Raw genomic sequence first — 20,187 nt, 5'->3', positions numbered from 1 at the left:
GGGAAAGCTGGCAAACGGAACAAAATCTGAACGGCCCATGCAAGACGACAGCAACGACCTCTTCGCCAACATGCCCTCCCAGCCCGCAGCGCCGCCGGTCGAAAAGCCGGTCGCGGCGGCCGCCCCTGCCCGCGAGGCACGCCCCGCCCCGCCGAGCGAAGGCACCGGCGGCTATGACGCCTCGGCGATCCGCGTGCTGGAAGGCCTCGAACCGGTCCGCATGCGCCCCGGCATGTATATCGGCGGCACGGACGAGAAGGCGCTGCACCACCTCTTCGCCGAAGTCATCGACAACTCGATGGACGAGGCCGTCGCCGGCCACGCCAATTTCATCGAGGTCAATCTCGATGCCGAGGGCTTTCTGACCGTCACCGACAACGGCCGCGGCATTCCGGTGGAAAACCATCCGCAGATGCCGGGAAAATCCACGCTGGAGGTCATCCTCACCGTGCTGCACGCCGGCGGCAAGTTCGACGGCAAGGCCTACGAGACCTCGGGCGGCCTGCACGGCGTCGGCGTCTCGGTCGTCAACGCCCTCTCCGACCTTCTCGAAGTGGAGGTCGCGCGCAACAAGAAGCTCTACCGCCAGCGCTTTTCCCGCGGCAAGCCGCTCGGCCCGCTCGAAGAGCTCGGCGACGTGCACAACCGGCGCGGCACGAAGGTGCGCTTCCATCCGGACCCGGAGATTTTCGGCGCGCACGCGCATTTCGATCCGGGACGCGTCTTCCGCATGGCCCGCTCGAAGGCCTATCTCTTCGGCGGCGTCGAGATCCGCTGGAGCTGCGACCCCGCGCTGCTGCCGGAAGGCTCCGAAACGCCGGAAAAGGCCGTCTTCCACTTCCCGGGCGGCCTCAAGGACTACCTCCAGGCGACGCTCGGCAAGGAGCACACCGTCACCCGCGAGATCTTCGCCGGCAAGAGCGAGAAATCCGGCGGGCACGGCTCGCTGGAATGGGCCGTCACCTGGTATGGCGGCGATTCGCTGATCCACTCCTATTGCAACACCATCCCGACGGCCGACGGCGGCACGCATGAGGCGGGCCTGCGCATCGCGCTGACCAAGGGCCTGAAGAACTATGCCGAGCTGACGCAGAACAAGCGCGCCGCCGCCATCACCACCGACGACGTGATGATCTCGGCCGTCGGCATGCTCTCCGTCTTCATCCGCGAGCCGGAATTCGTCGGCCAGACGAAGGACAAGCTCGCCACCGTCGAGGCCCAGCGCATCGTCGAGAACGCGCTGCGCGACCCGTTCGACCACTATCTCGCCGACAATCCGGGCGAAGCCGCCAAGCTGCTCGACTGGGTGATCGAGCGCGCCGAGGAGCGCCTGCGCCGCCGCAAGGAAAAGGAAGTCAGCCGCAAGACCGCCGTGCGCAAGCTGCGCCTGCCCGGCAAGCTGGCCGACTGCGCGCAGAATTCCGCCGAGGGCGCCGAGCTCTTCATCGTCGAGGGCGATTCGGCCGGCGGTTCGGCCAAGCAGGCGCGCAACCGCGCCAACCAGGCCATCCTGCCGCTCCGCGGAAAGATCCTCAACGTCGCCAGCGCCGGCCGGGAAAAGCTCGGTGCCAACCAGCAGATCTCCGATCTCGTGCAGGCGCTCGGCTGCGGCACGCGCTCGAAATACCGCGAGGACGACCTGCGCTACGAGCGCGTCATCGTCATGACCGATGCCGACGTCGACGGTGCCCACATCGCCTCGCTGCTCATCACCTTCTTCTACCAGGAGATGCCCGACCTCATCCGCGGCGGCCACCTCTATCTCGCCGTGCCGCCGCTCTACCGCATCAGCCAGGGCGGCAAGACGCTCTATGCGCGCGACGACCCGCACCGCGAGGAGCTGATGCGCACCGAGTTCAACGGCCGCGGCAAGGTCGAGATCGGCCGCTTCAAGGGCCTTGGCGAGATGCTGCCGGCGCAGCTCAAGGAAACGACGATGGATCCGAAGAAGCGCACGCTCCTCAAGGTGGCGATCGACGACGTCGACTTCGAGGGCACGCGCACGGCGGTCGACGACCTGATGGGCACCAAGCCGGAAGCCCGCTTCCGCTTCATCCAGGAGCGCGCCGTCTTCGCCGACAACCTTGATATCTGAGGTCTTCCCGCCTTATTTTCGTGGCAATCCCGGCCTCTAACCGGCGCAAGGTATTCCCCCGTCATCCCGCCCTCCGGGTCCCCTTCTCCCCGGTGGGGAGAAGATGGCGGCAGGCGGATGAGGGGCATTTTCCAAACGGCGGAAAGGACGGCCATGAAAGCTGCGCTCATCGTCATGACGATCATGGGCTGCGACGACAGCGCAACCCAGTGCCACTATATCGATACGGTCGGCAGGAGCTGGCAGACCGTCGCGCTGTGCGATGCACAGGCCGAGACCTACATCAACCGCCATCAGGACAAGAACTACCCGGTCATCGTGGCGGTCTGCGAGAGCGCCGGCGACCGCATCACCGCCGACATAGCCAAGCCGACCCCCGAGGAGATGCCGACCGGGACCAAGGCCGAAGTCCCGGTGCCGGCCGAGACCGCCGAGGCCCGGCAGGGCCTTGCGACCCGTGCGCTGAATTTCGTGAAGAAGGCCATCCCCGACAAGGCCGCCCTGAAGGCCGCCGTCACCACGCCGGTGCGCTATGCCGAGGACGGTTATTCCTGGGTGGTCAAGCGCTTCGCCGATTAGAGCATTTCCAGCAAAAGTGCGAAGCGGTTTTGCGTCCGGAAATGCGGCAAAACAAAGGGTTGGAGCGTTTTCGCGATTCGGAGAAAAGCGGAAATGCTCTAAGAGCGCCTGAAAAACCTTACGGGATCGATACGCCCGGTCTCACGCCGCATCGCGCGCGGCGATGAGGGCGTAGCTGCGCGCCGTCTGGCGCTGTTCGGCGATAGCCAGCCGCTCGACGAGTTCCAGCATGGACTGGCAGGAGGCATCGCCGGCCGCACGGGCCCGGGAAAGCAGGCGCTCGGAGACCGAGAACCCGTCGTCCCCGGCCTTCGCCTCCTGCCGCCAGAGCATCGTCGCCTCGGCAAAGAGCGCGCTGATGTCCCGGCCGAGGCCGGCGGCCTCGTAGAGCGCGCGCACCGCCGCCTCGCGCCCGTCGGAAAGGATGGAACGGACACGCCGCTCCGCCTGGCCGGAGAGATCGGTGATGGCGGCCGCAAAGAACTCGACCCGGCCGGTGCACAGCGCATGCATGAGGAAGACCGGCGTCAGCCGGCCGGTCAGCCGCAGGTGCTCGACGAGCGCGGGCATTTCGGCGGCGCAAACCTCCCCCACCATGCCGATCGTCGCGACATCGCAGGCTTCGCGCGTGATGCGTTCGACGCGGTTCGCGCCCACCGCCGCCTGGATCAGCCCGTAGCCGGCCAGCGCCATGCCGATCTTCTCCACCAGCGCATGGCGCGCATCGCTCGGCAGGTCGTCGCGGTCGAGCAGCAATGCGCGGATTTCCGCATCGTCGCCGAGCCGGTCGGCAATGCGCGACAGGCTGCGCCGGGAAAGGACGGCGCCTTCGTTCCCCAGCAATGCCGACACGTCCGCCACGTCGCCGATCTCCGCCAGCGCCGCCGAAACCGGGCGCGAGACGAAGGCGCGATGGGCGATCAGCATGCGCGTCGTCGCGCTGCCTTTGGCGGCGAGATCGACGAGGTCGCCATCCGTCAGCAGCGACGAACGCAGGATGATGTGGGCGGCGATTTCCGGCTGGTCTTCCGCCAGCGGCAGGATGACGGCGCGCGGCGCATCCTCGCAATCGGCGAGCGCTTCGGCGAGCGCCAGCCGCACCTGCGGCGCCGGATCGTCGAGCAGGAAGATCATCGCCATTTCCGCGGCGCGGCGGTCGACGGCCGAAATGCGCGCCCGTGCGTAAGCCCGCGCCAACACACTGGCCGCCTTCGCCCGGTCCGCTGCCCGCGCGGTCTCGACCCAACGAAGAAAAGCATGAACGATCAATGGACGCCCCAAACGCCTGCAAAACGCTACTGGAAACACGTTAGCGCCAAAGTGTTTAAGATTGGTTCACCATATCCGTTAACCGGATCGTCATTGCCATTCCCGCGGGCCTGCGCCTATGAAGGGGCCATGAACCCGCTGCCCCGCGCCCTTTTCGAAGCGACCGACATCGCCCCCGCCCTTCCCCAGGGTTGCGGCGTGCTGGTACGCGCCGGCACCGCCGGCGACGCACGGGTGAAAGGCAGCTTTGTCATCGTCGACGGGGCGGTCGAGGCCGAAACCCTCCGCCGCGCCATTGGCGGCGGCGCCGCGGGAATTGCCCTGTCCGGCTGGCGCACCGGCGCGGACCTCCAGCGCCTCGCCACCCTCCTGTCCGTCGCCGAGGCCGAGGAAGGCCGGGAAGACGGCGGCACGGGGATCCTCGCGATCACGGACGGCATCCTGCCCGCCCCCCTCTCGCCGCAGGGCCTTGCCGGCAAGTCCGGACGACTTGCCGGCCTCATATGGAATCAGGGGCTCTTGAAGCAGACCCTCGGCGCAAGCCGCACGCTCACGCAAACCGGCGAATGGACCGCCGCCTTCGCCGCAGCCCGCAGCGCGACCCTCCTTGCCGCCGCCGCAGCCGGCATACCGGCCTATGATTCGTTGCCGGACGTGACGGGAGCGGCCTTGGTAACGGCGTGCGAACGCTCGCGGGGCGACGGCTTCTTCGGCGGCCTTGCCGCGCATGCGGCGCAGATAAAGCCGATCCGAACCGTCTGGGAAGGCGACTGACCGGAGAGAATCGGCCCGGGCGATGACCGCCCGCGTCCTCACCCCGCCTTCGGCCGCATCATGGCGAAAACCTCCGCCCCGCCGTCGCAGTAGTCCATGTAGCCCATGCGCCCCAGCGGGCGTGCGACGCCCATGTCGATCATGCCGTCGCGCAGGATCTCCGGGCTGATATGGATGCCGACCACCTGGCCGAAGACCACCCAGTTGTCCGATTCCCGCCCGTTGATGTCGACCGGGCGGAAGGCCTGCGTCATCCGGCATTCCAGCACCGCATGGGCCTCACCCACATAGGGCGCATCGACGAGACGGCCGGCGACCGGCGTGAGGCCGGCGAGCGCGAACTCGTCGACGCAGCGCGGCACGGCGGCGGAGCTGGCATTCATCGCCTCGGCGAGATGCCGGCCGGCCAGCGAGCAGGTGAAGACGCCGGTTTCCTCGATATTGGTCACGCTGTCCTTGTGGCCGCTCGAGGAGAACATCACCAGCTTCGGCCTGTCGCTCACCGCGTTGAAGAACGAATAGGGCGCAAGGTTGTGCCGCCCGTCCGCCGCCTTCGTGCCGATCCAGCCGATCGGCCGCGGCGCGACGATCGCCTTGAACGGATCGTGCCTCAGGCCGTGGGCGTTCTCCGCCGTCTCGTAGAACAGCGCGTCAGGCCTCATCGCCGACCCATGTGACGATCTCGGCGAGCTCCGGCCGCGGCCGCTCGGTCGGCGGCACGGTGGGCGTGCCGATATGGATGAAGCCGGCGATCCGCTCGCCCGGCTTCACGCCGAGGATCGGATAGGCGCGTTCGTCGAAGGCGTACCATTCGGTCAGCCAGTTCGAGGCAAAACCGTGCGCATTGGCGGCCATCGCCAGGTTGAGGCACACGGCGCCCGCCGACATCACCTGCTCCCATTCCGGGATCTTGAAATGCGGCGCCGCGCGGCTGACGACGGCGATCACCACGGGCGCGCGGGTGAGCCGGGTGTTCTCCACCTTGACCATCTCGTCCGAAAGGTCCGGCTTGTCGCCCATGGCGATGGCGGCCAGCGCCTCGCTGATCCGCTGGCGCTCCTCGCCGCGATAGACGATGAAGCGCCAGGGCGCGAGCTTGCCGTGGTCGGGCACGCGCGAGGCGAGCGTCAGCATCTCCTCCACCTCGCCCTTCGAGGGGCCGGGTTCGCTCATCTGGAAGGCGGGGATCGACCGGCGGGTCGAAAGATAGTCGATCAGCTTGATTTCGGTTTTCATCGGGCGGGAGTTCCAATACCTTGGCGCGCGGACGCGGCCTTGAAAATGCCATTAGCCGGGTCTTCAAGTGGAGCCTTACAGTCAGGAAGTCAACCGCCCCCATGCGCATGCCCATCCCTCCCGCCGTTGCCATGAGCCTTGCCGTGGCGAGCCTCGTCGCGTCGCCCGTCCCGGCCCGCGCGCAGGAGGCGCTGGACAGTTTCTCCCAGATCACCACGCCGCTGAAGGGCAGCAAGCTCACCTCGTTCAACCCGATCGTGACGGGCGAGGCGACGCCGGCGAACCTCAGGGACGTGACCTGCGAGGCGCTCCTGACGAAGGACGGCAGCCCCATGCAGCACGGGCTGACCTGGCGCGTCTTCTCGCCCATTCCGGGCGCCGACGGCAAGCTGCCGCTGCTGGCCTCCTCCGAGGGCGGCTCCGCCGCCTTCCAGCTTGTGCCCGGCGAATATTTCGTCAACGTCGCCTTCGGCCGCGCGGGCGCCACCAAGAAGCTGGTCGTTCCCGATACCGGCGATGTCGACAAGCAGGTCATGGTGCTCGATGCCGGCGGCATCATGCTGAACGCCGTCTCCGGCTCGGACGTGCGCATTCCCCCGAAGGAGCTCTCCTTCTCGATCTTCGCCGCCGACGTGCGCGAGGACGGCGAGCGCAACCTCGTCGTCGACGACGTCAAGCCGAACTCCGTCGTGCGCCTCAATGCCGGCACCTACCACGTCGTCTCCGATTACGGCACGGTCAACGCCGTCATCCGCGCCGACATCCAGGTCGAGGCCGGCAAGCTGACGCGCGCGACGATCCAGCACCGCGCCGCAAAGCTCACGCTGAAGCTCGTCTCCGAGCCCGGCGGCGAGGCGATCGCCGATACGGCCTGGTCGATCCTCACCTCCTCGGGCGACACGGTCAGCGAAAGCGTCGGCGCCTTCCCGACGCTGGTGCTGGCCGAGGGCAGCTATATCGCCGTCGCCCGCAACAAGAACAAGATCTACCAGCGCGACTTCACCGTGAAGGCCGGCGTCAACACCGATGTCGAGGTGCTGCTCGACGAGAACGCCAACGGGGAGAAGGCCGGCGCCGAGGACGTGGTGGACTGAAAGCCGCATCCAGGCGCGATCGCCTGAAGGCGGGAAAAGCTCCGGATTCAAACAGATACAGCGTCCGTGCCGCCCGGCCCTCAGCCGGCGCGCCGCAGAAACGACCGCGGCCGGGGCGCCATCGCGAAGACGGCCTCGTGGAGCCGCGCCGTGATGTTCCGGCGGTCGCCCGCATCCAGCTCCGCCCAGGCAATGACGCCGCCGATGCGCGCGGCGATCGTCGCGCCCGAGAGCTTGCGGAACTCGCGGATCAGCAGCGACAGGCGCAGCGTCAGCGAGACCTTGCTGGCGAGATGGAAGAGCCGGCCGTTCTGCCCCTCGAAATAGACGGGGATGACATTCGCCTTGGCCGACTGGATGAGCTTTGCCGGGAACATCTTCCACGGCAGGTCCTCCGCCCGGCCGAACACCTTCCTCGCCGTCGCGACGCCCCCCGCCGGAAACACGATCACCGTCGTGCCCTCTTTCAGAAGCCGCACCGCCTCCGCCCGCGTCTTCATGTTGAGCGCCAGCGCCTCCTTCGTCTCCTCGAAGGAGACCGGCAGCGCATAGGGCTGCATTTCCGGCACTTTCAGCAGGTCGTTGTGGATCATCACCCTGAACGGCCGGCCGAGCTGCTCGGCGAGCGCCAGCACCGCGATGCCGTCGCCGATGCCGAAGGGATGGTTGGCGACGATGACGACCGGCCCCTCGGGCAGGTCCGGCGGCGGCCAGGCGCCCTCGACGCGCAGCCCGACATCGATGAGATCGAGCATGTCGCCGAAGACCCGCGCGCTCCGCCCGACGACGGAGCTGCGCCAGACATGGTAGAGCCGGGCGTAGCGGTTACGGCCGGCAAGGCCTTCCATGGAGCGGATGAACCATCGTTTGAGGCGCGGATCGTTCTCGTTGGCGTAGGACAGTTCCTTGAACCGCACGGTGTTCCCCAAAAACCCCGCCCCCTCCTCCGTCATCCTCGGGTCAAGCCCGAGGATGACGGAGGAGGGTGGGCAAAAAGATAATCCCGCACTGGCTAGCACGGGATTATTGCAATTTTCCGACAGTTGCGGCGAAGGCTCACGCCTTGCCGAGCTTGCGCTTCAGGTCCGGCGGCATCGCCTCCAGCGACAGCGTCTCGATCGCCTCGTCAAGCGACATCGCCGTCTGGTTCTGCGAGCCCAGCCGGCGGATGTTGACGGAGCGTTCCTCCGCCTCGCGCCGGCCGCAGACGATGATGACCGGAACCTTGGTCACCGAATGCTCGCGGACCTTGTAGTTGATCTTCTCGTTGCGAAGATCGGTCTCGACGGTCAGGCCGGCATCGCGCAGCTTCTCCGCCACCTCGCGGGCATAATCGTCCGCCTCGGAGGTGATGGTCGCGACCACCACCTGCTGTGGTGCGATCCACAGCGGCATGTGCCCGGCGAAGTTCTCGATGAGGATGCCGAGGAAGCGCTCCATCGAGCCGCAGATGGCGCGGTGGATCATCACCGGCTGGCGCTTTTCCGACGCCTGGTCGATATAGAACGCGCCGAACCGTTCCGGCAGGTTGAAGTCGACCTGCGTGGTGCCGCACTGCCATTCGCGGCCGATGGCGTCCTTCAGCGTATATTCGAACTTCGGCCCGTAGAACGCGCCCTCGCCCGGCAGGATGCCGGTCTTGATGTTGTTCGACTGCCGCTGGATCGTCTCGAGCACCTGCGTCATCACGTTCTCGGCGCGATCCCACAGCTCGTCCGAGCCGACGCGCTTGTCCGGCCGGGTGGAAAGCTTGATGGTGATCTCCTCGAAGCCGAAATCCTTGTAGACCGAGAGGATGAGGTCGTTGATGCGCAGGCATTCGGCCGCCATCTGCTCGTCGGTGCAGAAGACATGCGCATCGTCCTGCGTGAAGCCGCGCACGCGCATCAAGCCGTGCAGCGCGCCGGAAGGCTCGTAGCGATGCACATTGCCGAATTCCGCAAGCCGCACAGGCAGTTCGCGATAGGATTTCAGGCCATGCTTGAAGATCTGCACATGCCCCGGGCAGTTCATCGGCTTCAGCGCGAAGACGCGCTCGTCGTCGGTCTCGTCGCCGGCGACGGTCACCTTGAACATGTTGTCGCGATACCAGCCCCAGTGGCCGGAGGTTTCCCACAGCGACTTGTCGAGCACCTGCGGCGCGTTCACCTCCTCATAGGTGCCCGCGAGACGACGGCGCATATAGGCGACGAGCGTCTGGAACATGCGCCAGCCCTTGCCGTGCCAGAAGACGACGCCCGGCCCTTCCTCCTGGAAATGGAACAGGTCCATTTCGCGCCCGAGCCGGCGATGGTCGCGCTTTTCGGCCTCGGCGAGGATGTTGAGATAGGTGTCGAGCTCCTCCTGCGTGCGCCAGGCGGTGCCGTAGATGCGTGTCAGCATCGGATTGTTCGAATCGCCGCGCCAATAGGCGCCCGCGACCTTCATCAGCTTGAAGGCCGTGCCGATCTGGCCGGTCGCGGCCATGTGCGGCCCGCGACACAGGTCGAACCAGTCGCCCTGGTAGTAGATCTTGAGGTCCTGCCCCTCGGGGATCGCATCGACCAGCTCGACCTTGTACGTCTCGCCCTTCCCGGCAAAGATCTCCTTCGCCTTGTCGCGCGACCACACTTCCCTGGTGAAGGGCTTGTTGCGCTGGATGATCTCCTTCATGCGCTTTTCGATCTTCGGCAGATCGTCCGGCGTGAAAGGCTCGTCCTTGGCGAAATCGTAGTAAAAACCGTTGTCGATGACCGGCCCGATGGTCACCTGCGTCCCCGGCCAGAGCTCCTGCACCGCCTCCGCCATCACATGCGCGGCATCGTGCCGGATCAGCTCCAGCGCCCGGTCGTCGTCGCGCGTGACGATCTCGATCCGCCCGTTCGAAACGGTATCGGAGAGATCGCGCAGCTCGCCATCGAGCGCAATCGCGACCGCCTTCTTGGCCAGCGACTTGGAAATCGCCTCGGCCACGTCACGCCCCGTCGAGCCCGCGGGATAATCGCGGACGGAGCCATCGGGAAAAGTCAGGGAAACAGGTGCAGACATCGAAAATCTCCTATCCAGTCCCGCCAACGAATGCGGGTGGTATGCGGGGGAATGGCCGGATGCGCCGGCGCGTTGCGGTGGGCGGTATACGGGGATTTGGGGGGGATTGGAAGGGGGAGAAGCCAGCGCTCGCTGGCTTCCCTTCGAGACATTCCGGCTCTCGTCGAAAATAAATGATTAAGCGTTCGTTTTTGATTGCTATAGATTCTCGACCTAGCTATGCGAAATGGTCGTAAATTAAATACTTTCCAACATCTCAGTGAGAATTGCCTGTCTCTTCAACCGATCATTTGTAACCTCACCAAGACTCACACATACGCGTGTCGCTCTTTCAAATATAGATGTGGCCTCCGGACCATGCTTTTCCATAGATGATACTATTTTTGCCGCCTCCTTTTCCACTTCACGACTACCAAGTTTATTATTTGTCTTTCCGCATATAATTGCCTTAACAACAGCAAGAATGTGCCATTTAAATTTTTTCATATTCTGAGGTATAACACTATTAGAAACCAAAAGATTAAATCTATGCATCGTTAAACACGCAGAATAAAATACTATTTCCCTCACATCGTCAGCAAAAATGAAGCCGCCAAGTTCCTCATACATCTGCTTCGGATACCTAAAAGCGAGCTCAGGTCTTGCACAATACATAGACGCAACACACTTAGCAGCATTATGCAGAGAGTAAACACGAATAGCAGATATATCCTGCCCAACGTATTGCCTATCTCGACGCTCTAGATACAATTTTTTCTCTTTATCTTCGGAATCGACTGAGTTAAAATATTGCTCCACCCTCCTAACTACTGGCTTTAAAGATAAAAATTGTGCATCATCAACTCTGGACTGGCTATTTGTGGCTCTAACCAAATCAGCAAAAACATCCTCGTCCTGAGTTTCCACGATTTTCACATTCACCATAATTTCCGCCAGATGTGCACGGTTCTCAAAAAGCACGTTTGAGGTCTGGCAGCCGTTGACTATCTGATAATTTTTTAGGTGGAAAACGCTACCCTGAAGTTTTACATCAGGGCTTACAATAGTAATTCCGTTATTTAAAACAGGAAACCTGGAAGCAGAATTAGACTTTATAGTCTCAGATATCGATTTATTTACTGGATTGTCATCCCCTAAATAAGCCCGCACATTTTCCTCAAAGACCTGCCCCCTAAGATTTCCATCCTCCGTAATGAGAAGGCGATCAACTAAGTCAGCGGCTTTCACTACGGCAAGATAAGCCTCATCAATTCCAGAAATCTCTGGAAGAGCCGCATTACTCAATGCAGTCAAGCTAGCCTGCGTACCGGAATATGTTCCAACCCATAGTTTCGTAAGCTCATCACGCCCAAGAAACCGAACCTCAACCTCATTAAAGTACCCTAACTCTAAAAGCTGTTCTTCAAATTCTATTCGGGCGCGCTCCAGCTCTGCGGGGTTTTGATAAATTCCTGTCGTGATATAATACGCGAAAACAGATGGTCTTCCATTTCGAACTTTTGGCACATTGGATATCACCACATCGAATGCAGCTTTAGCGTCATTCAAAACATCATCACTTAAAGAATAAACCTCGGCGGTGACAAATCTCAAGATTCCGTCTTTGAACTTCAAAAAATCACCTAAATCAAAGCGTTCACCGCCCTTTGCTTGAACAAAAACGACCTCAACATCGTGATTCCTTCTTGGCTCCTTAAATATGCCTTCTGCTTCCTCAGGTGACGGGCACGGTGTTTCATCAATGACTACAGCAACACCATCAATTCCATCGTCCACGTCACCAGTGGTCACCTCATCAAGGTCAAAATCAGCGGAATACCGAGAAGATAAAACACTAAAAGTACAAAACTTTTCAAACTGAATTGATTCAGCAACAGAGATATATCCAAAATTCTCAGAAAAACTCTTCAGGTGGGCGTGAACAATACGATGCATAATATTCTCCCGATTCTCTCCCATACCATCGCAATAGCGCTCGAAGTTTGCAATCGAGGTTTGTTAATTCCTGCCATTTTTTCAGGCGTTGGTTGCGCCTCACCTTTTCTGTACTGGAGGGTTCACACTCCTCATTCTCCCTATCTCCAAAATCCGCTTTATCTTGTCCCTCCTTCCGCCACTAGGCGGAACACTTAACATGTCTATGCGGCAGGAGGAGGCGCTTTTGATTTCTGCCTCACCCGAACTGTTCTAGCTTACCGGACAACGCGGCGGGGCGCTCATTCCACGCCGAGCGCCTCCGCCGAAATCCAGAACACCGCGTCCTGCGATTCGGCCGTTTCCAGCCAGACGAACTCCAGATGCGGGAATTCCTCCTCCAAAATCTCGCGGCCCGAGCCGATCTCGCAGATCATGCCGCCGCCCGGATTGAGGTGATCGGCCGCCTCTGCGAGGATTTTTCGAACGAGGTCGAGCCCGTCTTCCCCGCCGTCATGCGCCATTTCCGGCTCGGCACGGAATTCCGGCGGGTAGCCTGCGAGCGCCGCATGGTCGACATAGGGCGGATTGGTGATGATGAGGTCGTAGGTGCGGCCGGCAAGCGGGGCGAAGAGATCGCCCTGAAGGAGCGTCACCTGGTCCTCCACGTCGTGTTCGGCAAGGTTGAGCCTGGCGACCTCCAGTGCGTCGGCCGACAGGTCCACCGCGTCCACGCTCGCCTGCTGGAAGAACTTTGCCGCCAGCACCGCAAGGCAGCCCGAGCCCGTGCAGATGTCGACGGCGCTTTCCACCAGCATCGGATCGGGCAGGAAGGACGAGCCGTGCTCGCCGAGATATTCGGAGAACAGGATCTCGCCGATATGCGAGCGCGGCACGATCACCCGCTCGTCGACAAAAAAGCGCACGCCCTGGATATAGGACCGGCCGGTGAGGTAAGCCGAGGGTTTTCGCGTCGTGACGCGCGCCTCGATGCGTGCCGCGAGCAGCTGCCGCTCGGCCGGCAGCAGGCGGGCGTCGAGGAAGGGATCGAGCGTGTCGATCGGCAGGTCGAGCGTGTCGAGCAGCAGGAAGGCCGCATCGTCGCCGGCCGTCGTCGTGCCGTGGCCATAGCTGAGGTCGGCCGCGTTGAAGCGGGAGATCGCATAGCGCCAGTAGTCGCGCAGCGTGACGAGTTCGGTTGTGATGTCGTCCTGGGTCAACGGCGGCCTCGCTTCGGCTATAGTGGACGGGCGCAATTCCGGCAGAACCGTGCAGCGGTCTTGCGTCGGGAATTGCGCAAAAGACAAACAGGGCCTTTCCACCAGCCGCAGGCGAGCGGAAAGGCTCTGGACGGACCCGGCTTTAGAATGGCATGGGCTGGCCGGTCAACCGCGGCGATCAGGGGTTTTACGGGCAGCATGGCGAAAGACAGAGGCAAACGGCAAAAACCGGCGCCTGCCCGCAGGGCAGCGGCCGCCCCGAAGGCCCGCGCCGCCGCGCGGCCCGAGGCCGCCAACGCCGGCAAGCGCGCCACCCTGCCCCGCGCCCTCTCCAAGCTCGGCTTCTGCTCCCGCACGGAGGCGGAAGCGCTGATTTCGGCCGGCCGCGTCGCCGTCGTCGGCCGTATCGTCACCGATCCCGAGACCTGGATCGACCTTGCCGACGCGCGCATCACGGTGGACGGCGCGGCGGTCGTCGCGGAAAAACCCGTCTACCTCATGCTCAACAAGCCCCGCGGGCTCGTCACCACCCGGCACGACCCGGAGGGCCGGCCGACGGTGTTCGAATGCCTGAAGCACCTCGATCCCGCGCATCTCTCCCCCGTCGGCCGGCTCGACAAGGCGAGCGAGGGCCTGCTCCTCTTCTCCAACGACACGGAATTCGCCAACGCCCTGCTCGATCCGAAGACCCATGTCGCCAAGACCTATCATGTCCAGATCGACCGCATCGCCGACCGGCCGGTCCTCGATGCGCTGGAGAAGGGCGTCCACCACGACGGCGAATTCCTGCGCGCAAGGTCCGCAGGCAGGCTGCGCGACGGCGAACGGAATTCCTGGCTCGAGATCGTGCTCGACGAGGGCCGCAACCGCCAGATCCGCCGTATGCTGGAAGCGCTCGATATCGCGTGCCTTCGCCTCGTGCGCGTCGCCATCGGCGATCTCGTGCTTGGGGATCTCGAAAAGGGCGCCGTCCGCCCGCTGACGGAGGCGGAAGTCAAGACGCTTCGCCGGCTCGTCCGCCGCTGAGCACCGCGACAGCATTTTCCCCGCGCCGCCGGCCGGCCGCATACTGGGTCGCACGGCGCGGGCCTTGACTCTCCAGTCACTGGAGGTTGCAGACTGGCCGCGACCAAGATCGGAGACCCGATGATGCCGTCCCTGCCCGTTCTTTCCGCAGCCCTCATGGGCGCCTATCTCGCCGCCTTCCTCGTCCTGACGGTGCTTTCGGCGCGGGCGGCGGGACGGCCGGCCTGGCTGTTCGGCCTCGGCGGCCGGCAGGGCCTGCCCGCCCTGCTCTTCCGCCTGAGCTTTGCCGGCGGCCTGCTCTATCCCGTGCTTCTCGCCACCGGCGTCGAGCCGGCGCCGGCGTTCCTCGATCCGCCCCCGCCGGTCCGTATCGCCGGCCTGCTGCTGGCGCTTTCCGGCGGCCTCTTCGCCATCCATGCCCAGCGCTGCATGGGCCTGTCCTGGCGCATCGGCTCGGCGGCGGGGCATTCCGGCGCCATCGTCGAAACGGGACCGTTTCGTCTCTCGCGCAATCCGGTCTTCGTCGGGCAGGTCGCGCTCTTCGCCGGCCTTCTCGTCGCGCGGCCGGATGCGGTCCAGCTCGCACTCACGGCCGCGCTCGTGCTCGCGGTCCGGCTGCAGGTTCGGGTGGAGGAGGCGGTGCTGGTCCAGGATCTCGGCGCGGCCTATCGCGCCTACCGGCAGCGGGTGCCCCGGTGGCTGTGAGCTCAGCCGAGCATGGTCGCAAGGCCGTTGACGGTGTTGGCGTTACGCAGGGTGCCGATGCCGAGCTTCTTCGTCGTCAGGTGCGACAGGAGCCTGGTCTCGCTCGGCTTCTGCGAGAAATCCACCCAGAGATCGCCGTCGACGACAGCGAGGCGGATGCCGGGCGTGGCGATCCTTTCGAGCCTCGGCAGAACCTCCGGCCCCAGCGGCGTCCGCATGACGCGGATACCCACATCCGCGCCGTTGCCACCCGGAAAAGGATTGCCGGCCGCAAGCCGCCGCCAGGCCTCCGCCGTGCGCAGGATGATGTCGACATGCTTTTCGAAGCGCGCGCGAAACGCCGCTTCCAGCCGGTCCTCGATGGCGCAAAGCGGTTCGTCCTCTCCCTCGAAGATCAGGTTGCCGGTGGCGACCAGGGTGCGCGTGCCGCGAAAGCCGAGGCCTTCGGCCATGGCCCTGAGGTCGGCCATCACGAGCCGCCGTCCGGGGCCGAGCACGATGGAATGCAGAAGAGCGACATAGACCGTCATGGGCGCCAGAACGCCCGTGCGGCGGGCGGCAGCCGGTCGAGGACGCGCGCGAAGGCCGCCGGATCGACATGCCGGCCGAGGGCGGCGGCAACATCGGCGATGGCCGTCTGCGGCGAGACATTGTGGTCGCCGCGAAACGCCTGCACCTCGCGGATCAGCACGTCCCATTCCGCAAAGGGCCGGATCGGTTCGGCGATATCCCAGCCCGACACGAAGAGCGCGCGCAATACCGGCGGCAGGACCGCGGCGAAGGCAAGCGCCTCCGCCACCGAAAGCCGGCGGCGGAACACCGTCAGCACGGCCTCCGCCATGGTGAAAGCCTGGTTGGTGGTCTGCAGCATGGCCGTGTCGCGGGCATCGATGAGGAAGGCGTCGAAATCGCGCGAGGCCTGGCGGTATTCCATCGGCACGGTCATGGCGTCACCGCCTCTTTTCCGCAACGCGCCACAGCCGCCAGGGCGCCCACCAGTGAAAGCGCGGCGCCAGCGCCTCCGGCACGGGATCGAAGCCATGGGTACCGCCGGGGCCGCAGCGGGCGACACGGAACAGCGCCAGGAAGCCGCCCCGCCACAGACCGTGGCGGGCGACGGCCTCGTAGCCATATTCCGAACACGTCGGCAGGTGGCGGCAACCGTTGCCGACGAAGCCGGAAAGCGTCAGCTGGTAGAGCCGGATGAGGCCCATGCCGAGGAGGCGGCCCAGCGTCCGGCGGAACGGCCCCTGCCAGTTGCGCCCCCTATGGGCAGGCCGCGCACCGGCATGCCGGCAGTCGGGCGCATCGCACATCGCCCCTCACCCGGCCTTTTCCAGCCGCTTCGCCTCGATCTGGCCGATGGCGTCCACCACGGCGTCGAAGGTCAGCATGGTGGAGGCGTGGCGGGCCTTGTAGTCCTTGACCGGCCGCAGGAACCGCATGTCCTCGAAACGACCGTCCGGCCCCTCGCCGTCGGCCTTGAGCATGGCCAGCATCTTGTCGCGCGCGTCGCGGATTTCCGCCGTCGTCGCGCCGATGACGTGGCGCGCCATGATCGAGGACGAGGCCTGGCCGAGCGCGCAGGCCTTCACCTCATGGGCGAAATCCGTGACCCGGTCGCCGTCGAGCTTCAGGTAGACCTTGACGCGCGAGCCGCACAGCTTGGAATGGGCGCCGGCCTCGCCGTCCGCATCGGCAAGCGTGCCGATGCGCGGGATGTTGCCGGCAAATTCGAGGATACGGCTGTTGTAGATATCGTCCATCATGGTCCCGTTTTCCGCATTTTTTGCGGAATCTTCAATGATCCGAGGAGATTATTCCGGCCTCGTCGGTAAAAAAGCACGGCGTGTCGTCTCAAGCCTCTTTCGCAGGCCTCGCCCGATACTATATGATAACTCGTATTGGGGTGAGCGTTTTGCAAGACGCTGGAGCAATTCCCGGAAACGTGCGAAACGGCTTTCCGTCCGGAACTGCGAAGGCAAGGAGCAAGTCGTTCACCTGTTGTTTGGGAAACCGTGCCGGACGGTCATGCGCACTGAGAAGCGAAGACCCGAAAGCCCCGGAGCCCGCCAACGGAACCCAAGCCTGCAGGGTTAGGCGAATGGCCAGTGGCGAGTCCGATAAACACGTCAGGTAACCTGCAGAAAGGTCAATGGGTCCATGGACGCCATAGTCACCAATTTCCCGCGTGTCGACGATCCGTCCGGCCGTCCTTCGCAAAAAGAGGCGGAGGATGCCGTTCGCGTCCTGCTCCGCTGGGCGGGCGACGATCCGGAGCGCGAAGGGCTGCTCGACACCCCGGCGCGCGTTGCGAAAGCCTATCGCGAGCTCTTCTCGGGTTATGACCTCGCCGCCGAGGACGTGCTCGGCCGCACCTTCGAGGAAGTGGCCGGCTACGACGACATGGTGCTGGTGAAGGACATCCCGTTCTTCTCGCATTGCGAGCATCACATGGTGCCGATCATCGGCAAGGCGCATGTCGCCTATCTGCCGAACGGCCGCGTGCTGGGCCTCTCCAAGATCGCCCGCGTGGTGGAGATCTACGGCCGCCGCCTGCAGACGCAGGAGACGATGACGGCGCAGATCGCCAGATCGATCGACGAGACGCTGAACCCGCGCGGCGTCGCCGTGATGATCGAGGCCGAGCATATGTGCATGGCGATGCGCGGCATCCAGAAGCAGGGCTCGACAACGCTCACCACCACCTTTACCGGTGCCTTCAAGACCGAACCGGCCGAGCAGGTCCGGTTCATGACGATGATCCGGAGCTAGAGCATTTCCAGCAAAAGTGCGCAGCGGTTTTGCGTCCGGGATTGCGTCAAACAGAAAGATGGAGCAATCGACCGCGATGCCGATCACCTTCGAGACCCCGCCCAAGGACAAGGCCGAGCTCGAAACGGGCCCGGCCTTCACGCCGCGCTTCGACGAGCACGGCCTGGTGACGGCCGTGGTGACGGATGCGAAGGACGGCGAGTTGCTGATGGTCGCCCACATGAACGCCGAGTCGCTGGCGCTGACCATCGAGACCGGCATCGCGCATTACTGGAGCCGCTCGCGCAAGGCGCTGTGGAAGAAGGGCGAGACCTCCGGCAACCTGCAGACCGTCGTGGAGCTGCGGACGGATTGCGACCAGGACGCGGTGTGGCTGAAGGTCGCGGTCGCCGGCCATGATGCGACCTGCCACACCGGCCGCAGATCCTGCTTCTACCGCACGGTCTCGAACGGTCCCGATGGCGCCGTGCTGACCATCACGGGCGGCGCGCCGCAGTTCGACCCGGCGGCGATCTACGGCAAAAATTAAGCATCCCGGCGAATTCCGTCCGGTTTCGGCACGGATTCACCAATTGGCAACCGATCCCGACGCTTAATGTCCTGCATGGCGGCTTTTATCCCCGCCATGCGGATCAGGACATGGAACCCCATCGCTCTCGTGCGTCACGACAGGTTTCCAAGGCCACCCCCACCGGGGCGACGATCCTGCGGGCACGCGCCCTCCTCCAGCCGAAACAGGACGCACACGGGACAGCCCGGCAGGTTTTCGCCCGCAAAGTTCCCCGCGTCACAGAATGCATCTATCCTGTCATCTATTGTGTTGCCGAGGATGCCGCGATGCCGGAACCGATTGCTTCGCTGCGAATTCCTCTTGGTAACGGAGGTCGGGAATGTTGAACTGGAGTTTCAATCGTAGTCTTGTAACAGCCGATGCATCCGACCCCGGCGGTCCTTCCATGAACGACATGTCCCATATTCCCGCGCCGGCCCCGCCGCGCAAATCGAAGATCGCTCTGGCGCTCGGCGGCGGTGCCGCCCGTGGCTGGGCCCATATCGGCGTGCTGAGGGCGCTGGACGAGGAGGGCATCGAGGTCTCGATGATCGCCGGCACCTCCATCGGCGCCCTGGTCGGCGGCTGTTACCTCGCCGGCAAGCTGGACGAGCTGGAAGCCTTCGCCCGCTCGCTCACCATGCGGCGCATCGCGAGCCTGCTCGACTTCACCATTCGCGGTTCCGGCCTTTTCGGCGGCATGCGGCTGACCAAGCGCATGCAGGAGCATCTGGAAAACCTCTCGATCGAGAGCCTCGACCGTCCCTTCGTCGCCGTCGCCACGGAGGTCAACAGCGGCCACGAGGTCTGGATCAACAGCGGCGCGCTGATCACCGCCATCCGCGCCTCCTACGCGCTGCCCGGCATCTTCGAGCCGATCAAGTGCAACAATCGCACGCTGGTCGACGGGGCGCTGGTCAATCCGGTGCCGGTCTCGGTCTGCCGCGCCCATGAGGAGCCGCTGGTCGTCGCCGTCAACCTCAACTACGACCTCTATGGCCGCTCGGCGGTGATCAAGCACAGCGCCAGCGAACAGAAGATCGACGAGCCGAGGCAGGAGGACAGCGCCGCGCGGCTCGGCCTGACGAGCGTGATGGTGCAATCCTTCAACATCATCCAGGACCGCATTTCCCGCGCGCGCCTTGCCGGCGACCCGCCAGATCTCGCGCTGCATCCCAAGCTTTCGGATATCGGCCTGTCGGAGTTCCACCGCGCCGGCGAAGCGATCGATCGCGGTTATCTCGAAGCCAAGACCCGCATCACCGAGATCAAGCGCATGCAGGAAGTCGTGCTGATGCGCTGATGAAGAGACTGCATTGCAGATGCCGGAGCGGGCGGAGCGAGGATTGTCGCTCCGCCCGAAACCGTTCGGGGGACCGGAGGTCAGCTGGCGATATAGGCCTTGATGGCATCCGCCTCGTGCTGGATCGCCCGGATATGGGATTTCACCACGTCGCCGATCGAGATGATACCGACGAGCCGGCCGTCCTTCTCCACAGGGATATGGCGGGCGCGCAGCGTGCTCATCATTTCCATGAGCTCGTCGACGGTCTGGTTCTCGCCGCAACGATGGACATTGCCCCACATGATGGAGGAAATGGGCTTGTCCAGGCATTCGGCCCCGTTGCGGGCGACGGCGGCAACGATGTCGCGCTCGGTCGCAATGCCGGCGATGCGGTCGTTGCGGTCGAGGATGACGATGGCGCCGATGTGGTTTTCATGCAGATAGACGGCAGCCTGCCTGACGGTGAGCTGCGGGCCGCCGGTAACGACGTTGCGGCCCTTCTCGTCCAGTATCGACTTCACATACATGCGTACCTCCCGTGTGCATCATGACGCAGAGAGGCGGGACACCCGATTGGGATTGCCCTGCCAGTACCGGCGGCATCCGCTTCCTCCCGCGACATGCCGCTCCCGTTCCGG

21 protein-coding genes are annotated in these 20,187 nt (G+C 64.0%); 9 read left to right on the top strand and 12 right to left on the bottom strand.

Translation table 11 applies throughout. From position 1 onward, the window contains the following. Window positions 1–37: 37 nt before the first annotated feature. Window positions 38–2,095: a DNA topoisomerase IV subunit B gene (gene parE / locus MUU56_RS00485; RefSeq protein ID WP_398430680.1), complete on the top strand. Its 2,058-nt coding sequence runs from the start codon at window positions 38–40 to the stop codon at window positions 2,093–2,095. Window positions 2,096–2,248: 153 nt separating this feature from the next. Continuing rightward, window positions 2,249–2,674 (top strand): hypothetical protein, encoded by a 426-nt coding sequence (locus MUU56_RS00480; RefSeq protein WP_244765402.1) that lies wholly within the window; start codon window positions 2,249–2,251, stop codon window positions 2,672–2,674. A 141-nt stretch (window positions 2,675–2,815) separates the two neighbouring features. Here the strand turns inward: MUU56_RS00480 and MUU56_RS00475 are convergent, their stop codons facing one another. Continuing rightward, the gene (locus MUU56_RS00475) at window positions 2,816–3,943 is read right to left on the bottom strand and encodes a DUF2336 domain-containing protein (protein ID WP_244765401.1); all 1,128 of its coding nucleotides are present in this window, start codon (window positions 3,941–3,943) and stop codon (window positions 2,816–2,818) included. A 129-nt stretch (window positions 3,944–4,072) separates the two neighbouring features. Here MUU56_RS00475 and MUU56_RS00470 point away from each other — a divergent pair, with 129 nt between their 5' ends. Then, complete coding sequence (locus MUU56_RS00470; protein WP_244765400.1) at window positions 4,073–4,717, top strand: hypothetical protein; 645 nt, start codon at window positions 4,073–4,075, stop codon at window positions 4,715–4,717. Between the two features lie 38 nt (window positions 4,718–4,755). On the opposite strand, the gene MUU56_RS00465 is transcribed toward MUU56_RS00470, so the two are convergent. Further along, the gene (locus MUU56_RS00465; RefSeq protein WP_244765982.1) at window positions 4,756–5,364 is read right to left on the bottom strand and encodes a flavin reductase family protein; all 609 of its coding nucleotides are present in this window, start codon (window positions 5,362–5,364) and stop codon (window positions 4,756–4,758) included. Between the two features lie 4 nt (window positions 5,365–5,368). After that, a complete protein-coding gene (locus tag MUU56_RS00460; protein WP_244765399.1) occupies window positions 5,369–5,953 on the bottom strand; it encodes a nitroreductase family protein in 585 nt (194 codons plus the stop codon). Between the two features lie 131 nt (window positions 5,954–6,084). On the opposite strand from MUU56_RS00460, the gene MUU56_RS00455 reads away from it, so the two are divergent. Continuing rightward, window positions 6,085–7,047: a hypothetical protein gene (locus tag MUU56_RS00455; RefSeq protein WP_398430749.1), complete on the top strand. Its 963-nt coding sequence runs from the start codon at window positions 6,085–6,087 to the stop codon at window positions 7,045–7,047. Between the two features lie 80 nt (window positions 7,048–7,127). Here the strand turns inward: MUU56_RS00455 and MUU56_RS00450 are convergent, their stop codons facing one another. The 4 genes from MUU56_RS00450 to prmB all read right to left on the bottom strand — a co-directional run bounded on the left by MUU56_RS00450 (window position 7,128) and on the right by prmB (window position 13,208). Next, entirely contained in the window at window positions 7,128–7,964 is an 837-nt protein-coding gene (locus tag MUU56_RS00450) for a lysophospholipid acyltransferase family protein (RefSeq protein ID WP_244765398.1), read from the bottom strand. Between the two features lie 139 nt (window positions 7,965–8,103). Next, the gene (thrS, locus tag MUU56_RS00445) at window positions 8,104–10,074 is read right to left on the bottom strand and encodes a threonine--tRNA ligase (RefSeq protein ID WP_244765397.1); all 1,971 of its coding nucleotides are present in this window, start codon (window positions 10,072–10,074) and stop codon (window positions 8,104–8,106) included. Between the two features lie 237 nt (window positions 10,075–10,311). Further along, the gene (locus tag MUU56_RS00440) at window positions 10,312–12,009 is read right to left on the bottom strand and encodes an AIPR family protein (protein ID WP_244765396.1); all 1,698 of its coding nucleotides are present in this window, start codon (window positions 12,007–12,009) and stop codon (window positions 10,312–10,314) included. Window positions 12,010–12,290: 281 nt separating this feature from the next. Next, on the bottom strand, window positions 12,291–13,208 hold the full coding sequence (gene prmB, locus MUU56_RS00435) for a 50S ribosomal protein L3 N(5)-glutamine methyltransferase (RefSeq protein WP_244765395.1): 918 nt from the start codon (window positions 13,206–13,208) through the stop codon (window positions 12,291–12,293). A 198-nt stretch (window positions 13,209–13,406) separates the two neighbouring features. On the opposite strand from prmB, the gene MUU56_RS00430 reads away from it, so the two are divergent. Beyond that, on the top strand, window positions 13,407–14,234 hold the full coding sequence (locus tag MUU56_RS00430) for a pseudouridine synthase (RefSeq protein ID WP_244765394.1): 828 nt from the start codon (window positions 13,407–13,409) through the stop codon (window positions 14,232–14,234). A 120-nt stretch (window positions 14,235–14,354) separates the two neighbouring features. After that, window positions 14,355–14,939, top strand: a complete 585-nt coding sequence (locus MUU56_RS00425) for a methyltransferase family protein (protein WP_244765393.1) — start codon at window positions 14,355–14,357, stop codon at window positions 14,937–14,939. 2 nt (window positions 14,940–14,941) lie between these two features. Here the strand turns inward: MUU56_RS00425 and MUU56_RS00420 are convergent, their stop codons facing one another. The 4 genes from MUU56_RS00420 to MUU56_RS00405 are packed head-to-tail and all read right to left on the bottom strand — an operon-like array spanning window position 14,942 to window position 16,708. Further along, on the bottom strand, window positions 14,942–15,469 hold the full coding sequence (locus MUU56_RS00420; protein ID WP_244765392.1) for a DUF1697 domain-containing protein: 528 nt from the start codon (window positions 15,467–15,469) through the stop codon (window positions 14,942–14,944). Then, the gene (locus MUU56_RS00415; protein ID WP_244765391.1) at window positions 15,466–15,885 is read right to left on the bottom strand and encodes a DUF2267 domain-containing protein; all 420 of its coding nucleotides are present in this window, start codon (window positions 15,883–15,885) and stop codon (window positions 15,466–15,468) included. The genes MUU56_RS00420 and MUU56_RS00415 overlap by 4 nt, the downstream gene beginning before the upstream one ends. A gap of 4 nt (window positions 15,886–15,889) precedes the next feature. Then, the gene (gene yidD / locus MUU56_RS00410; RefSeq protein ID WP_244765390.1) at window positions 15,890–16,255 is read right to left on the bottom strand and encodes a membrane protein insertion efficiency factor YidD; all 366 of its coding nucleotides are present in this window, start codon (window positions 16,253–16,255) and stop codon (window positions 15,890–15,892) included. 6 nt (window positions 16,256–16,261) lie between these two features. After that, entirely contained in the window at window positions 16,262–16,708 is a 447-nt protein-coding gene (locus tag MUU56_RS00405) for an iron-sulfur cluster assembly scaffold protein (RefSeq protein WP_133035393.1), read from the bottom strand. A 394-nt stretch (window positions 16,709–17,102) separates the two neighbouring features. Here MUU56_RS00405 and folE point away from each other — a divergent pair, with 394 nt between their 5' ends. From folE to MUU56_RS00390, 3 genes are all read left to right on the top strand, one after another. After that, window positions 17,103–17,714, top strand: a complete 612-nt coding sequence (gene folE, locus MUU56_RS00400) for a GTP cyclohydrolase I FolE (RefSeq protein WP_244765389.1) — start codon at window positions 17,103–17,105, stop codon at window positions 17,712–17,714. Window positions 17,715–17,790: 76 nt separating this feature from the next. Next, the gene (hisI, locus tag MUU56_RS00395) at window positions 17,791–18,243 is read left to right on the top strand and encodes a phosphoribosyl-AMP cyclohydrolase (protein ID WP_263193621.1); all 453 of its coding nucleotides are present in this window, start codon (window positions 17,791–17,793) and stop codon (window positions 18,241–18,243) included. A 361-nt stretch (window positions 18,244–18,604) separates the two neighbouring features. After that, window positions 18,605–19,567: a patatin-like phospholipase family protein gene (locus tag MUU56_RS00390; protein WP_244765388.1), complete on the top strand. Its 963-nt coding sequence runs from the start codon at window positions 18,605–18,607 to the stop codon at window positions 19,565–19,567. Between the two features lie 80 nt (window positions 19,568–19,647). Here MUU56_RS00390 and MUU56_RS00385 read toward each other — a convergent pair whose 3' ends face one another. Further along, entirely contained in the window at window positions 19,648–20,076 is a 429-nt protein-coding gene (locus MUU56_RS00385; protein ID WP_244765387.1) for a CBS domain-containing protein, read from the bottom strand. Between the last annotated feature and the right edge of the window lie 111 nt (window positions 20,077–20,187).

Origin of the sequence: Shinella yambaruensis (assembly GCF_022899355.1) — a bacterium.
Taxonomy (GTDB): domain Bacteria; phylum Pseudomonadota; class Alphaproteobacteria; order Rhizobiales; family Rhizobiaceae; genus Shinella; species Shinella yambaruensis.
Note: the sequence above shows the minus strand (reverse complement) of the source record. Positions and strands in the feature narration are given on the sequence as shown.